At 32.6% G+C, this 16,169-nt stretch carries 16 protein-coding genes; 5 read left to right on the top strand and 11 right to left on the bottom strand.

What is annotated here, in order from left to right:
* Positions 1 to 59: 59 nt before the first annotated feature.
* Genes ABD939_RS07180 through ABD939_RS07170 form a run of 3 tightly spaced genes read left to right on the top strand, consistent with a single transcriptional unit; the run spans position 60 to position 4,748 of the window.
* A complete protein-coding gene (locus ABD939_RS07180; protein WP_345166312.1) occupies positions 60 to 2,873 on the top strand; it encodes a carboxypeptidase regulatory-like domain-containing protein in 2,814 nt (937 codons plus the stop codon).
* Positions 2,874 to 2,885: 12 nt separating this feature from the next.
* Positions 2,886 to 4,322 (top strand): DUF5689 domain-containing protein, encoded by a 1,437-nt coding sequence (locus ABD939_RS07175; RefSeq protein ID WP_345166309.1) that lies wholly within the window; start codon positions 2,886 to 2,888, stop codon positions 4,320 to 4,322.
* A 42-nt stretch (positions 4,323 to 4,364) separates the two neighbouring features.
* Positions 4,365 to 4,748, top strand: a complete 384-nt coding sequence (locus tag ABD939_RS07170) for a hypothetical protein (RefSeq protein ID WP_345166306.1) — start codon at positions 4,365 to 4,367, stop codon at positions 4,746 to 4,748.
* Here ABD939_RS07170 and ABD939_RS07165 read toward each other — a convergent pair whose 3' ends face one another.
* Positions 4,749 to 5,717 carry an endonuclease/exonuclease/phosphatase family protein gene (locus ABD939_RS07165; protein ID WP_345166303.1) on the bottom strand — a complete coding sequence of 323 codons (969 nt, stop codon included), beginning with the start codon at positions 5,715 to 5,717 and terminating at the stop codon, positions 4,749 to 4,751.
* A 90-nt stretch (positions 5,718 to 5,807) separates the two neighbouring features.
* On the opposite strand from ABD939_RS07165, the gene hflX reads away from it, so the two are divergent.
* Complete coding sequence (gene hflX / locus ABD939_RS07160; protein WP_345166300.1) at positions 5,808 to 7,007, top strand: GTPase HflX; 1,200 nt, start codon at positions 5,808 to 5,810, stop codon at positions 7,005 to 7,007.
* A 102-nt stretch (positions 7,008 to 7,109) separates the two neighbouring features.
* On the opposite strand, the gene ABD939_RS07155 is transcribed toward hflX, so the two are convergent.
* The 10 genes from ABD939_RS07155 to ABD939_RS07110 all read right to left on the bottom strand — a co-directional run bounded on the left by ABD939_RS07155 (position 7,110) and on the right by ABD939_RS07110 (position 14,099).
* Positions 7,110 to 7,916 carry a DUF3179 domain-containing (seleno)protein gene (locus tag ABD939_RS07155; RefSeq protein WP_345166297.1) on the bottom strand — a complete coding sequence of 269 codons (807 nt, stop codon included), beginning with the start codon at positions 7,914 to 7,916 and terminating at the stop codon, positions 7,110 to 7,112.
* A gap of 135 nt (positions 7,917 to 8,051) precedes the next feature.
* Positions 8,052 to 8,480, bottom strand: coding sequence for a DUF6624 domain-containing protein (locus tag ABD939_RS07150; protein WP_345166295.1), 429 nt, complete (start codon positions 8,478 to 8,480; stop codon positions 8,052 to 8,054).
* 309 nt (positions 8,481 to 8,789) lie between these two features.
* Entirely contained in the window at positions 8,790 to 8,993 is a 204-nt protein-coding gene (locus tag ABD939_RS07145; RefSeq protein ID WP_345166293.1) for a hypothetical protein, read from the bottom strand.
* A gap of 80 nt (positions 8,994 to 9,073) precedes the next feature.
* A complete protein-coding gene (locus ABD939_RS07140) occupies positions 9,074 to 9,919 on the bottom strand; it encodes an NmrA family NAD(P)-binding protein (protein WP_345166290.1) in 846 nt (281 codons plus the stop codon).
* A gap of 63 nt (positions 9,920 to 9,982) precedes the next feature.
* Positions 9,983 to 10,387: a DUF5367 family protein gene (locus ABD939_RS07135; RefSeq protein ID WP_345166288.1), complete on the bottom strand. Its 405-nt coding sequence runs from the start codon at positions 10,385 to 10,387 to the stop codon at positions 9,983 to 9,985.
* Between the two features lie 30 nt (positions 10,388 to 10,417).
* Complete coding sequence (locus ABD939_RS07130) at positions 10,418 to 10,909, bottom strand: anthrone oxygenase family protein (RefSeq protein ID WP_345166285.1); 492 nt, start codon at positions 10,907 to 10,909, stop codon at positions 10,418 to 10,420.
* A complete protein-coding gene (locus ABD939_RS07125) occupies positions 10,899 to 11,270 on the bottom strand; it encodes a hypothetical protein (RefSeq protein ID WP_345166282.1) in 372 nt (123 codons plus the stop codon). The genes ABD939_RS07130 and ABD939_RS07125 overlap by 11 nt, the downstream gene beginning before the upstream one ends.
* Before the next feature lie 104 nt (positions 11,271 to 11,374).
* Positions 11,375 to 12,331 (bottom strand): AraC family transcriptional regulator, encoded by a 957-nt coding sequence (locus ABD939_RS07120; RefSeq protein ID WP_345166279.1) that lies wholly within the window; start codon positions 12,329 to 12,331, stop codon positions 11,375 to 11,377.
* Positions 12,332 to 12,552: 221 nt separating this feature from the next.
* Positions 12,553 to 12,786: a hypothetical protein gene (locus ABD939_RS07115; RefSeq protein WP_345166276.1), complete on the bottom strand. Its 234-nt coding sequence runs from the start codon at positions 12,784 to 12,786 to the stop codon at positions 12,553 to 12,555.
* Between the two features lie 20 nt (positions 12,787 to 12,806).
* Positions 12,807 to 14,099 carry an aminopeptidase P N-terminal domain-containing protein gene (locus tag ABD939_RS07110; protein WP_345166273.1) on the bottom strand — a complete coding sequence of 431 codons (1,293 nt, stop codon included), beginning with the start codon at positions 14,097 to 14,099 and terminating at the stop codon, positions 12,807 to 12,809.
* A 105-nt stretch (positions 14,100 to 14,204) separates the two neighbouring features.
* Here ABD939_RS07110 and ABD939_RS07105 point away from each other — a divergent pair, with 105 nt between their 5' ends.
* Positions 14,205 to 16,124 carry a T9SS type A sorting domain-containing protein gene (locus ABD939_RS07105; protein ID WP_345166271.1) on the top strand — a complete coding sequence of 640 codons (1,920 nt, stop codon included), beginning with the start codon at positions 14,205 to 14,207 and terminating at the stop codon, positions 16,122 to 16,124.
* Positions 16,125 to 16,169 lie beyond the last annotated feature (45 nt).

Raw genomic sequence — 16,169 nt, 5'->3', positions numbered from 1 at the left:
GTAAATATTTAATATAAATGAGTTAAATTTAAGTTTTTTGATAGTAATTTAACTCGTACATGAAGAGAAGTTTACTAACGTTTTTAGTAACCATTTTAACCATTTTATCATCCCTCGCTCAAGAAACACTTATAAAAGGTAGTGTGCGCGATGGAGTTTCTTTTCAATTAATTTCTGGAGTTACTGTTACTATTGAAGGTTCGAATCAAACCATAATTACAGATGCTTTAGGCGAATTTGTTTTTTCTGATAATGTACCTTTAGGAGAGCAAGTTTTAAAAATTTCTAAAACGGGTTTTACTACAAAACGTTTTCCTATTGTTGTTAATGAGAATCAAGTTATAAATATTTCTGATATAACTTTAGATAGGGATATTTCCAAAAGTCAAGATTTATTTACCATTACACTTTCTGATGATGAGTTGGATAATGATGTTGTTGGTTCTGATAATATCTCTGGGTTATTATCATCATCTCTAGACTTGTTTCAACGAACCGCAGCTTTCGAATTTAGTTCCTCGTTTTATAGATTGAGAGGATTAGATTCTGATAATGGCACAATACTAATTAATGGTATTGAAATGAATAAACTCTACAACGGAAGACCACAATGGAGCAATTGGGGAGGTTTGAATGATGTTATGCGGAGTCAAGAATTATCAGCAGGATTAACCCCTTCAAATTATAGTTTTGGAGGCGTTTTGGGGGCAACAAATATTAATACAAGAGCTTCAGAAATGAAGGAAGGTGGCCGATTAACCTATTCATCATCCAATAGGAGTTATACCAATAGATTGATGTTTTCTTATGCTTCTGGCTTAATGCAAAATGGCTGGGCATATACACTATCTTTGGGAAGGCGTTGGGGAAACGAAGGTTATCAAGATGCTACATTGTATGAATCTAACTCGTTTTTTGTTTCTGCCGAAAAAAGGTTTAACGATAAGCACAGTTTGAATTTTACAGGTATTTATGCACCTAATAGACGAGGGAAATCATCACCAAATACACAAGAAGTTTACGATTTAAAAGGAATAAAGTACAATGAATATTGGGGATTTCAAGACGGAGAAAAAAGAAATTCTCGAATAAAAGAAGTGGAGGAACCGGTGTTTATGCTAAACCATTATTGGAATATTAACAGTAAAACTATTTTAAATACAAATTTAGGATATCAGTTCGGAACATTAGGGAACAGTAGATTAGCATTTACTGGCACAAATAGAGTTGTAACTCCAGATGAGCAAGAAACTTTTGAAGGTGGCGGGCGTAACCCAAGTCCATCATATTATCAAAAATTACCAAGTTATTTTGAACGTAATTTTCCAGATGATTTAGAATTTGCATACGGTGCACAGCAAGAGTTTTTAAACAACGGACAAATAAACTGGAATAGTTTATATGAAGCCAATGCAATTAATACTTCACAGGGTAAAAATGCAACATATATGGTTTATGAAGATGTGGTTGATGATACTCAGTTTACTGCAAATTCTATTATAACGAGCGAGATAAACGATAATATATTATTCAATGCTGCCGTAAATTTTAAAAACTTAAAGTCTGAAAATTATGCGCAAGTTCAAGATTTATTAGGCGGAACAGGCTTTTTAAACGTAGATGCTTTTGATGGGATTCAATTCGATTTAAGAAACCCCAACATAATAGCACAAGAAGGCGACAGATTTAGTTACAACTACAACATATTTGCAAATGTTATTTCGGGTTATGCACAAGCCATTTTTAAATACAGAAAAGTAGATTTTTACTTGTCAGGTAGTTTAACTAATACACAATATCAAAGAGAAGGTCTTTATCAAAATGAAAACTTTCAATCAAATTCTTTTGGTAAAGGGAAAAAAATAGCTTTTACAGGGTTTGGAGCAAAGGCAGGCTTAACCTATAAATTATCAGGGTCTCATCTTTTTGATATTAACGCAGGGTATATTTCCAGGGCTCCATCAATAAGGAATAGTTATACCAATTCAAGATCTAACCATAATATTGTTCCTAATATAACAGAGGAAAAAATTATGTCCTTTGATGCGAGTTATATTTTTAGAACTTCCATAGTAAATGCAAAACTCACGGGGTATTATAATGGTTTAAAAGATGCGAATGAAATCTCATTTTTCTTTGCAGACGGCATAGGAAATGTTATTGCAGATACAAATACTCAAACATCAGGAAGTGATGACACCGAGTTTATACAAGAAATCCTCACAGGAATTGATAAAAACCATTTAGGGGTTGAGTTAGGAGTTGAAGCTCAAGTAACATCAACTATAAAATTAAAAGGTGTTGCTTCTGTTGGGCAATTTACTTATGCTAATAATCCAGATTTGTATTTGTCTTCAGATAGATTTGAAAACGTATATTTAGGAACTTCAAAACTTAAAGATTACAAAGTAGCAGCAGGACCTCATCAAGCATACTCTGTTGGTTTTGAATATCGAGATCCAGATTTTTGGTGGTTTGGTGCTACGGCTAATTTTTTTAAAAACACTTATATTGATGTTAGTCCTTTAACAAGAACCGATAATTTTTTTAAAGATATTGATGGACAAACGTTTATTGATTACGATGAAAGTATTGCCAGAGAAATACTTAAACAAGAAAAATTTGATGATTATATGTCTGTAAATCTTATTGGTGGGAAATCATGGAAAGTAAATCAATATTACATTGGTTTTTTTGCAAGCGTGAACAATCTTTTAGATGCGGTTTATAGAACAGGTGGTTTTGAACAAGGAAGAAATGCAAACTATAGACAATTAAGAGATGATAAGGCATTAGATAGACCTGTATTTGGTTCAAAATATTGGTACGGTAGAGGAGCAACGTATTTCTTAAATCTTTATGTTAAATTTTAAAAGTATTATGCTATGAAACATATAAATAAACTTTTAAGTCTTTTGGGAATTTTAATAATCGTATCATGTGTAAATGATGATGATTATGGTATCCCAATACCAGGAGAAACGGAAAACATAATTATTCCCGCAGAGAAAATAACAACATTTAGAACTCTATTTCAAAGGTACGAGCAAGCCATAAATAGTGGAAACTTAATAGCTACTATTGATGCAGATGAAGATTTATATATAGAAGGCTATGTGGTGTCTAGTGACGTTGCTGGTAATTTTTTTGAAGAACTAATTATTCAAAATAAAACAGATGATAGTAACCCAGATAATGATCCTAGGTTAGGAATACGAGTTGATGTGAATGTTGGAAGTTTATCTGATACATATGAGTTTGGTAGAAAAATATATATAAAATTAAGTGGGTTAACAATTGGTGAATCTAATGGGGTTTTAACCCTTGCAAAAGGAGAAGGACAACGATTAGAGCAGATACAAGAGTTTGAATATCGGGATATTATTATCCGTACCGAAGTTGTTGCAACCATTACACCTAAAACAACATCATTAATAAATTTAACTGAAGCTGATAGAAATACGCTTATTAGTTTAGAGAATATGCAATTAAATCGTTTTGAACTTGGAGCCTCTTTTGCAAGTGAGGCTATTGACGAATTTGATGGTTTAAGAACCTTAGAAAGTTGCGATAGTGGCGTTTCTATAATATTACAAACAAGCACGTTTGCAGATTTTAAGTCGTTAATTGTGCCTCAAGGTCAAGGAACGGTTACGGGTATTTTTAGTCGTGATTTTGGAGACGATTTTAATGTTTTGGTTATGAATAGTGCTACCGATATAAATTTTGATAGTACAGATAGATGTGATCCTATGGAACTTGATTGCGGATTAGCCCAAACCATAGGCTCAAGCAATTTGTTTTTTGAAGATTTTGAACCGCAACGTAATAATAGACCTATTGAAATTGAAGGGTGGACCAATTATATTGAGGCAGGAACAGAGGCATGGGAAGGCTATTCTTCAACATCATCAAACGCATCATTGGGGCGTTCGGCAAGAGTTCAGCCAGCAAGTTCTGGAGATGTAAGCAATATTACTTGGTTAATAACGCCAGCTATAGATTTAGATAGTAATCAAAATGCAACCTTACGTTTTAAAACTTCCAATAGTTTAGCCGATAGCAGTTTTATGGAAGTATTGTTTTCTTTAGATTGGGATGGAACTGAAGCAAATATTGAGAGTGCAACTTGGGGTGTTTTATCTGCTGCTTATGTGGTTAAAGATTCTGATTCTTTTGTTCAGTGGTTTGATTCAGGAATCGTAGATTTATCCTGTGCTACAGGAACTATTCATATCGCATTTAAATACACAGGTGGTGGAATAGATACGTTTGATGGTGTTTACGAATTAGATGATATTAGTGTGGATTATGTGCCTTAAAATAAAAACAGTTACTAAAAACTGAATAAAAAGAGTTTTAAAATGAACTTATTTGACAGCCTATTTTATAATACTTTTACCTTTTACAAACCAAAGCTAAAACAAAAAGCAAACAGTATTGCAATACTATATATAACAATATTACAAATATCATTGATATTATTATTGGGTGTGTTTTTTGCTGGATTTTTTAGGAATATGAATATGGTTACTATGTCTTCATCTAATGCATGGACACTATTTGCATTAACAATAATTTTTATTTATTTCAAAAACTGGATGCAGTACACAGGTAAAAAACGAATGATGATTAATGCCAAAATGAACAAGAAGAAATCTAAAAGTACATCTTACAATATATATTTACTTTGGTTATTACCAATTGCTGTTTTAGGCTTAACCTATGTAGTTTTTCAAGCAACTTAATTACTTCTTTAAAATGGTATAAACAGGAAAGTGATCGCTGTACCCTCCTTTGTATTTTTTTCCAACATAAGTTCTAAACGGTGCGCCCTTAAAAAGCCCTTTAAACTGTTTTAAAAAATCAGCATCAAAAATGTTGGCTTTAAAGAATTCAAATTCATCTTTCGAGTTTTTAAAAAAGTTAGTCGATATTAGAATTTGGTCAAATAAAAACCATTGACGCCTATGTTTAACAGTGCCTCTTGTAAAAGATCGCAAGGTTTCCATTGGGTTAAAAAGGGCATGATTATCAATTAAGAGTTTTATGCTTTCGTTGTAAGGGTCATCATTAAAATCTCCTAAAATCATAATTTTTACATGTTCATCGTCTTGAGTTAATGATGAAATAATTTCACTTACTTTTTCAGATGCAGCTATACGTTTAAATTCAGTTTCTTTTTGACCTTCACGTCTAGACGACCAATGATTGACAATAAAGTATATATATTCACCATCCAAAGCTCCTCCAACTAGCAAAATATCTCGAGTATAATCGGGTGTGTTATCTTCATCTGTCAGACTCACTGAAAATGTTTCAGTATGTAAAGGTTTAAAAACAGTAGTGTCGTATAACATGGCTACATCAATACCTCGTTCATCTAAAGAATCAAAATGAACATAATCATAATTACAATCTTCTAAATGTTTTGATGATATTAAATCTTTAAGCACTTTAGCATTTTCAACTTCAGCTAAACCAACAATAGCTGGGTGTTTCCCAGTTTCTTCTTTTCCAATATTTGAAACAGCAAAACCAATTTTACGAAGCTTATTTTTGTATCGTTTGGGTGTCCATCGTTTTACAGATTCAGGCAAGAAATCGCCATCATTCGTAAACCGACTATCTCTTAAATCAAATAAATTTTCAATATTGTAAAATGCCACAGTTTGCATGTTGTGGCGAACGGGAATGTCTTCAAAAGGTTCTGTCATGAGTCAAAAATAGGTTTTAAAATATAAATATTAAAATGCCTACAATTACGTAACTTTGCAATATAATATTTTTATAATTGGAGGGCATTTATGGGATTAGAAAAGGCAGTCTTAATAGGCATTATAACTAAAGATCAAGACGAAGCTAAACTTAAAGAGTATTTAGACGAGTTGGAGTTTTTAACCTTTACCGCAGGAGGTTATGCCGTAAAACGATTTACGCAAAAAATGGATATGCCCAATGCTAAAACCTTTATAGGATCAGGTAAAATGGAAGATGTCAATAATTTTATTAAAGAAAACGACATTGACACAGCCATTTTTGATGATGAGCTTTCTGCTGCTCAAGAGCGTAATATTAGTAAAATACTTAATGTAAAAGTTTTAGACAGAACCAATTTAATACTAGATATTTTTGCACAACGGGCTCAAACAAGTTATGCCAGAACGCAAGTTGAATTAGCTCAATGTGAATATTTATTACCTCGATTAAGAGGTATGTGGACACACCTTGAACGCCAAAAAGGGGGAATTGGAATGCGTGGACCTGGTGAAACTGAAATAGAAACAGATAGGCGTATTGTACGCGATAAAATTTCGCTACTTAAAGCAAGAATAAAAACTATAGATAAACAAATGGCAGTGCAACGTGGTAATCGTGGAAAAATGGTTCGCGTAGCTTTGGTTGGTTACACCAATGTTGGTAAATCTACACTTATGAATACCATCAGTAAAAGTGAAGTTTTTGCCGAAAACAAGTTGTTTGCAACCCTAGATACTACCGTTAGAAAAGTGGTGATTCAGAATTTACCATTTTTATTAAGTGATACGGTTGGTTTTATTCGCAAGTTACCAACGCAACTGGTTGATAGTTTTAAAAGTACGCTTGATGAGGTAAGAGAAGCTGATTTATTGTTGCATGTTGTAGATATTTCGCATCCAAATTTTGAGGAACATATAGCATCTGTAGAGAAAATTTTAGGAGAAATACAAAGTGGAGATAAACCAACTATTATGGTTTTTAATAAAATTGATGCTTACCAAGCTGAACCTTTGGATGATGATGATTTAGAAACTGAACGTACACAAAAACATTATTCTTTAGAAGAATGGAAAAGTACGTGGATGAGCAAAGTTGGTAATAACGCTTTGTTTATTTCGGCTTTAAATAAGCAAAATCTTGAAGATTTTAAGAAACGGGTTTATGATGAGGTTCGAGAAATCCATATAACACGTTTTCCTTATAACCATTTCTTGTATCCTGATTATAATTATGAGGATATGAATTAATTTTATTTAGATTATCTGTTTTATAAAAATGGTTGAGGGTTGAAATTTATTAAAACTGATATTAAATACAAAACCTAAGTTTGGTGGGAAAAGTTTAATTTTTTAAATAGAGTAATTTTCTAATATTGAAGTTACATCATCTATTTTTTTCCATTCGGTTGGTCTTTCAAAGTCTTGTCCTGATTTTAAAACTTTCGCATCAGGATAACTTTCTCGTATATATTGCCATGTAGTATCGCTCCATTTGCTTTTATCCATTTCTATAAGTTTTACGTTCTTCAAAGGTCCAGAAACAGCTTTCCCAATTAATGGCCACCAAAGGCTTTCTGTTTCCCTATCCCAAAATACAAATCCGTCTAATCCATTCCATACATCTTTGTCATAGTAGGTATATCCACTTAAGGCAAAGGTTAGTTCTTTATCTCCATAGTTTCGATCATAAATGGCACCTAAATCAGCTAATATACAATAAGCAGCCATAATAGGTTGCCCGTCTAAAACGTCATTAACAATTTCATGTTTTGTTAAGTCTTTTACAGAATAGGCTTTGACCTCTTTTCCAGATTTAGCTAACAAAAACCTTGTACTATCTGCCCAAACTTTGCTTGCTTCATTAACCGAAATAAATTCTGGTTTTAATAAAGCAGGAAATTTTTCGCGACCAATTCCATAATGAAACTGCTCATCTTCAAGTATATAATCAGTTATGTTAAAGTGTTGATTTTTATTTTCTCCACCATACAACATTTTCTTTCCGTTAACTTCAAAGAATTTCCCATTTTCTAGAGCAACTGGTCGTTTCTTTTTTTTGGTTTCTTTTTTGTCAACTGACTTTATTTCTTCTTTTTTTGTGTGCTCTTTACATCCTGTAAAAAGAATAATTAGGCTTATTAAAATAATGTTTTTCATGATTCTTTGTTTAATATTTCAAAGTATTTGCGCTTAATCTTTGGTTCTTGTAAGATTGTTGATTTATATTTTTCAGTTAGTTTCTTTTTACGGTGATAATTTAATTTATTGTATATGCTTGATGTTAGGATTTCGCTATTTTGATTTATTATTCTTATCCTTAAACTCTTCTGTTCGCTTTATTTGTTCATTGAGATTCCATTCAAAGTCAAATCTATTCTTTAGAAATACTGCAATTGGCTCAAGTCCAATTTCAGCTCTTCTCTTATCAATGTTTTTTGGATCTAGTACTGGCCATAAATTGAAACTTTTTGTTTCTGGGTAGTACTTCATTTGCCCACCATAGATTTGTAAATCTCCTCTTTCTGTTGCAATTCTATCTTCAGCTCTAACCAAAAAACGTGGTTCTAATTTTTTATCTTTTACAGCTTGCCTCATCATTGGAAGATATTGTATTCGAACCTCATTATCTGAATGTTGAATAACATTACATATGGTCCAATTTCCTTGTTCACCTATCATTTCTTTGGTGGGCCACCCATATGAATCCAGAATATTCTTCACTTTTCTTTCATTGATGATATGATTCTTCTTATAAATTGCCTGTTGTTCTTTAACTAATTCCGAATTAGTACCATATATCTTTATTAGTGAGTCCCTTGATCTAATTGGAAGCTGTTCTCTTTGCCAAATAGTATCAAGAACTGCAATCAAATTTTCTGGATTATCCGTTTTTGTTGATACTATTTCCGACTTGGATTTATTAGAGCAACTCGTTAATATTAGCAAACTGAATAATAAAATATATTTCATTATCATGTAATATTGTTTTTATATTATTATACAAATGAATGCTAAAGGTCTAGTCAATGACTAGTTAAGTTTTATACCTTCCGCTAGACTAAAAGTAATTAATTTTTGGGAATTATAATTCAATAAATCAACTCCCGCGCCTAAAGACAAAACAATTGCGATACTTTTGGTTAAGACTCCATTGTCAAGTCCAATTCCTGCTCCAAAAATTGATCCCAGTTTAAGATAATTACTTTTGGTACTGTATGTTTTGCTTGTGTTCATTAGTATTGATTTTTGTAAATAACAACAGGACCTATTAATTGCTTAAAGATCCTGTTGTATTTGTGTTTTCTACTTTAATTTTATAATGTTGTAGCTACACTTTGATTCCAAATGCCAGTTGTAGCGGTTTTCTTCGCAAATGTTTCAAAATCTATAGCTGGCCTACCCAAAACTGTGGCTACGTCATCTGATACTTCCTGATTATTTGGATTTCCTAATACTTCTTGGAATAAATAACCGAACAGCCATACATAAGAATCTGGTAGTCCTGCTTGTTTCATACCTTGCTTAAATTCGTCAATAGAAATTGGTATAAATTGAATGTGTTTACCTATAGATTCTGCCATAATTTCAACAACTTCCTTAAAGGTTCTTTTTTGAGGTCCAGTAACGGTTATGGTTTGTCCATTATAAGTGTCATCCACTATTACTTTTGAAACAACATCTGCTATATCATTTACATCTACAAATGGAATTTCTGCATTTGGCATTGGTAACGCAACAGTGCCGTTTAGAATAAACTCTAGGAAAGCACCTTCACTAAAATTTTGATTAAACCAAGATGCTCTAACTAATGTATAGTTTAACCCAGAGTTTGCTACGATTTCCTCGCAGGCTTCAGCTTCTGTCTCACCTTTGCCGGAGAGTAATACTACTTTTTCTAAGCCAGCATCTAGAGCTTTTTTAGTCAGTGTTGTAATAGCGTCTCTAGAACCAGGCACTGCCAAATCAGGGTAATATACGATGTAGGCTCGATCCATATCTTTTAAAGCGGTGTCATATGTGTCTGTGTTTTCCCAATCAAATGCTGGGTTTGTTTTCCTTCCTACAACGCGTACGTTGTGCCCTAATTGAGTTAAATTTTCTGCAACTCTGCGACCGGTTTTACCGTTCCCTCCGATAACTAAAATGTTTTCTGTTTTCATTTCTATTTGATTTTAAATTTATATTAATTGTACTTCAGTTATTTGAAGCTTTTGATGATTCTTCTATAAATAATTTGCGGCATTTCTTTTGTTAAAAACATTGGCGTACCAATACAAGGTCGTTGCTGCGATAAATTCCAATCCAATCAGCCAAAAACCAGGAGCTGTGAAGAAATCGTAATACGTTCCACCGTTTGGAATTATTAATAAAGGAACGGTGATTAAAGCGTCTAAAACGGTTGCGGTTAAAAAGAAAAATAACCCTAACCAGTATCCTTTCGTGGTACTTTTTTTTGTGTAGTACAGTTTTGACGCAAACCATACTATAGGCAGGATTCCTAAAGACAGTAAAATATTTGCCTGAAGTTCTAGGTCTTCTAAAATTGGAATATAGAAGGAAACTGAATAAACACTTACTCCAAGAATCCAGATAATTATTCCAAAACTAATAGTTCTTAAATGTTTCATGATTGTTCGTTTTTTAATTGATAATTTTTCTTATTTGATGTAAAGGGTGCCTATAATTAAAAGTGCAAAAGCACTAAATGAGGATACTGTTCTTATGGTATGCCAGTTATTCCAAGGTTGCTCAAATTTGTTTCGAAGCTCTTGTAATTCGGTTTTTGAAAGTGTTTCAAGATTGGACTTGTCCAAAATTTCATTTAAAGGAACGTTGCCAAATACAGTTACCAAGCCAATTCCTATAAAAAAGAGTATTGCCGCAATTAGAAATAGCCAAAAACTCGTGGTGTTACTTTTGAATAAATAACTAGTAAGAAAAAGCAATAATACAGGACCAAAAAATACCACTATAAACTTGACATTTATGATAACTCTATTCATTGACTGAAAAGACTTTAAGAAAGTTAAGTTGTCTTGTCGGCCAATTCCAGGTGTAACAGCATTAGACCAAGTAAAGCATAAGCCAGCGGTAAGCCCTGTAAATAATATGCCTAGTATTAATACTATAAATTTTAGTTTAAATTCCATTGGTTGAAGTTTTAGTGGATGATATCCAGGTTAGTAAATTTTGATATTCTTGAGAAGTGAGCTTTATTTTTTTGCCTTTAGGCATTCGTTTTTTAACATAGACTTGCTTATAAATATCATTAGCCCAAGAATTCATATTTTCTGTTGTGAATACGCGTCTTTTGTTTCGTTTAAGATGACAAACGTTACATTTATTGTCTAAAATTTGAAAGGCTTCTGCTTTAGTATCTCTTGCAGTATTGCTTGAAACATGTACCGTCCTCAATTCATTATAGTCTTGAAATGGCTCGTAGCTATTTTTTGAATTAACTAAAAGCGTTGAAATAATTCCTATTAGAAGTTTTACTATTGTTACCATCATTAAATTGTGTTAATTAATTTGATGATACAAAGGTGCGAAGTGTTCAAAAGGGATTTTTGACACTTAAAGACAACCTTTTGACATTTTGCGCCAAATCGTAAATTTTAAATGGATTTTCTAAATTCTGAAGGTGTTTGGTTTGTCCATTTCTTAAAAGCGCGATTGAATGCACTTTGTTCGGAAAAACCTGTTAAGAATGCAATTTCGCCCACGCTTTGTGTAGTATTACGTAGCATATTTTTTGCAATATTTTCTTGAGTCTTTTTTATGAGGTCGCGATAAGTAACACCAGCTTCAGATAGTCTCCTTGTTAGCGTTCGGTTACTCATAGCAGTAAGGTCGGCAATATGATGTATACTCGGAATTCCTGTTGGTAGGGCATCTTTAATTAGAGATTCGACATCACGTGCAAATTTTGCCCCCGGAATTTTAATACCCTTAGTTTTTTCATCGACTTGTTGTAAGAGGTAACTGTTAATATTGGCATCGGCTTTGGCTGTTCTTAAATTAAGGTCTTCAGTTTTATAGCTTATTGCGTATTGTGGTTGATTAAATAATATAGGACAATTAAAGGCAGTATGGAAGCTAGTTAAATCTGTTGGTGGTTTGTGTTTAAAACTGACTTTAGTTGGTGAAATATTCTTTTCAGACATAGCTTGCAAAACCACAACTGTTGCAGATAAACTTGCTTCTGTGGATAGTTCCATACCTCTTCTAAGCGCCTCCCTGTTGAGAATAACATGAGAGATATTTCCTTCTTTTTGAATTTGCCAAACAAAAGTATTGGATAATAATTTGAAGTAGCGTTCACTCCTTTCAAAAATTTCGCCTACTCTAGAGCAGGTGCGCCACGAAAGTCCTAAAACACCATAATCCTCAATAAGCATTTGTTGACCTACACGAACTCCAAATCCAGGACCTAATTTATCATCGAGTAATTCATGTAAATACAGAAATTCCTCTGCAGCGATAACCTGTAAATGTTCTGCTTCATCAATTGATGTAGGCAATTCCATAAAATCATTTCTAGACATGCCCTCAGCCATCGCACAATTAAGCATTTTTAGATATAGATTTATAGAAAAGTATTTCATTTTTATAAGGAACTAATAATTGAAGTATTTTTATTTTTCTAAAATTATTACTGCGATCTAGTGTAACTTTTAGTTATTAATTAATGTACGTTTTTTAAATTTTTTGTGAATTTTTATTAGTTTTAATTTACAAACTTTTTTAGTTCAGATGGAGTTAGCAATTCAGTTATCATTTTTTAATAAGCATTTTATATTGTAATTGCTTTTTTCAAAAAAACCCATTTCAATTGGGTTTGTTTCCCTGATTGAGTTTCATATTGCGTTATTCTTGGTGATAGTAAACCAGCAATTCCACCACTAATCATTCCTTTATATGGGCTTACTAAATTTTCAAATGTATAATGTAAAATTGTCCAAACGATTAAGAAAATAACCAAAAAGGACAAATACCATAAAATTCTAACTTTTGTGTTTTTATTCATATTTTCAATCTTATAGAATTTTAACTATTCATAATATCCTCAATCTCATCAGCATCAATCGGTATGTTTTGCATCAAATTAAAAGGTTCTCCAGATTCTTGAATAACAACATCATCTTCTAAACGGATACCAAAACCTTCATCTGGTATATAAATTCCGGGTTCAACAGTAAATACCATATTTGCTTGCATAGGTTCTGTTAAAATCCCATAATCGTGAGTGTCTAAACCCATATGGTGACTTGTACCATGCATAAAATATTTTTTATAAGCTGGCCAATCTGGATTTTCATTTTGTACATCAGCCTTATCTAGAAGTTTTAAATCTAATAATTCTGAAGTCATCATTTTACCAACTTCAACATGGTATTCTGCCCAATCTGTACCAGGAATTAGTAGTTTTGTTGCTTCATTTTTTACTTTATTTACTGCATTATAAACCTTTTTTTGTCTGTCAGTAAATTTTCCGGAGACAGGAATTGTGCGAGTCATATCGCTAGAGTAATTTGCGTATTCTGCGCCAACATCCATTAAAATTAAATCGCCAGATTTACATTGTTGATTGTTTTCGATATAGTGTAGTACATTGGCATTATTGCCGGAAGCAACAATAGGCGTGTAAGCAAACTTTTTTGAGCGGTTTTTTAAAAACTCATGGATAAATTCTGCCTCAATTTCGTACTCCCAAACTCCTGGTTTTACAAAGTTTAAAATTCGCTTAAAGCCTTTTTCTGTAATATTACAAGCTTGCTGAATTAAATCAATCTCGATTGGGTCTTTTACCGAGCGTAAACGCTGTAAAATAGGATTACTTTTAGTTACGCTGTGGGCAGGGTATTTTTCTTTTAACCATTTTGTAAAACGGTCTTCGCGAGTTTCAGTTTCAACATTAGCGCGATAATGTTCGTTTGTGTTTACATAAAAAGTTTCGCATTGGGTCATGATTTCAAACATCACTTTTTCCAAATCTTGTAACCAATACACCGTTTTAATACCACTAGTTTCATATGCTTTTTCTTTGGTTAGTTTTTCGCCTTCCCAAACAGCAATATGCTCGTTGGTTTCTCTTAAAAACAAAATTTCACGATGTTTTTCTTTTGGACAATCTGGAAATAAAACAAGAATACTTTCTTCTTGGTCTACGCCACTTAAATAAAAAATATCTCTATGTTGTTCAAATGGCATTGTGCTATCTGCACTTATAGGATATATGTCGTTAGAGTTAAAAACGGCTAAGCTTTTAGGCCTCATATTAGACATAAAATTCTTTCTGTTTTTTACAAAAAGTTGATTGTTTATAGGTAGATATTTCATATTTATTTTTATTACGATCATAAAAGTACTAAAACTTAATAAACTAAAATATGTTTTAATTTCCTATATTTGAAATACCCTCTAAATAGATATTATACACTTATCATGAAAAAAACTACCTTCCTTAGTTATGCTTTTGCAGTTTTATTTTGTTTAATACCAACATGTCATCTATCAGCCCAAAGTTTGGTAGAAGTTTCTCTAGAAGAACAGATTGAAAAATCTAGTTTAATTGTTGAGGGAAAAGTAGTGGCTCAAGAATCTTTTTGGAGTAAAGATCACAGAAATATTTACACAAGAAATACTGTTGAAGTTTATAAAGTTTTTAAAGGACAAAAAATAGAATATGTAGATGTAATTACTCTTGGGGGGGTTGTGGGTCTTCAAGCTCAAATTTCTTCACATAGCTTACAATTATTTAATGGAAAGTACGGTGTTTTTGTTTTAGAAGAATCTAAAAAAGAGGATATTGAAACAAACAAAGGTGGCATAAAATCTTTTGAGGCTTACAGTGGTATTCAAGGTTTTTATGGATATGATGGTTTTTCTAATTCTTCCAAAAATGTTTTTAAATCCTATAAAAATTCAGGTGGCGAATTTTATAAGCAAATTGAAAATATATCTCAAGAAAAAATGCTTGAGTTAAAAGATAATATACTTTTATCTCAAAATAGTGATAATAAAACCACGAATAGTAAAAGCTTACTGGCTGTAGCAATTACCAACATTTCTCCAACATCTATTGTTGCTGGAGAAGGTGCTCAATTAACAATTACGGGCTCAGGCTTTGGTGCAACACCTGGCACAATAGGTTTTAAAAACGCTGATGATGGTGGAGCTACTCTTACAAGTGAAATTATGGCTCCAAGAAGTCCAACGCCTTTACCATCTCAAATAATTCAATGGGATGATAACACAATTATTGTTGAAGTGCCATCAAATGCTGGAACAGGGACTGTTACTGTTTTTCATAATTCCGATACTACAATGGCAGAATCAAGCCAAACGCTAACAGTTACTCACGCAGAAATAAATGTTATATCTGGAGGTAATGCATATCAAGTTCAGCATGTAAACGATAATGGGTCTGGAGGTTATACTTGGGAGATGTTTACTGACTTTTTTAATGACACAGAGTTTCCAGGCGCAAGAGCAGCTTTTGAGAGAGTAATAGATGTTTGGCGATGCGAAACTAATATTAATTGGGACATAAGTAGTACAGCTACAACTATAGATGTTACAGGAAATGATACCATGGATGATGGCAATATGGATGGTGAAGCAGATGAACCAGATGGTACAAATGTTGTAAGATTCGATAATGGGAATGAACTAGAAAGCGGCGTACTTGGTCGCTGTACATCCTGGTATTCTGGTTGTAATCTTGGAAATGGTGATATTAGATGGTTTGTAAGCGAAATGGATATTGTTTTTGATGATGGTAGAAATTGGTATTTTGGTTCAGGACTTCCTACTGGATCTCAATTCGATTTTGAAAGCGTAGCGCTTCATGAAGCAGGACACGGTCATCAATTAGCACATGTTATAGATGTTGCTTTTGATGGTAATAATAGCGATGATGTAATGAATTTTTCATTATCAAACCAAGAGCAGCAACGAAACTTAAGTTCAGATAATATTGCTGGTGGAAATAGTATCCAAGATAGGAGTACAACAATGAACCCTTGTCCAGTTTCTGTAAATCCTCCTGATCCCAAGTTTCCTACATCTGTTATGATAGATTCTTCTACATGTAATTTAAGTATTGAGGAATCTGAGTTAGCAAATGCAATAAGCATTTACCCTAACCCAGCAACCACAGAATTTTTTATCAAAAATGAGTCGTTTATTAACTTGAGTAAAGCTATTATTTATGATGTTAGTGGAAGACAAATATCTGAGTACGATTTATCTGAGGCATCAAGAATTAAAAATATAAATGTTCAAGGTTTATCAGGGGGCGTTTATATTATTAATATTCATTCAGACAATGCTAAGACTAGCAAAAAGTTAATGTTAGATTAAAAATAGTTACCTGTACCTATTTTATATAGATACAGGTATTTTTCT

The organism is Algibacter aquimarinus, assembly GCF_039543265.1.
In the GTDB taxonomy this organism is placed as follows: domain Bacteria; phylum Bacteroidota; class Bacteroidia; order Flavobacteriales; family Flavobacteriaceae; genus Algibacter_B; species Algibacter_B aquimarinus.
This window is presented reverse-complemented; position numbering and strand designations above follow the sequence as displayed.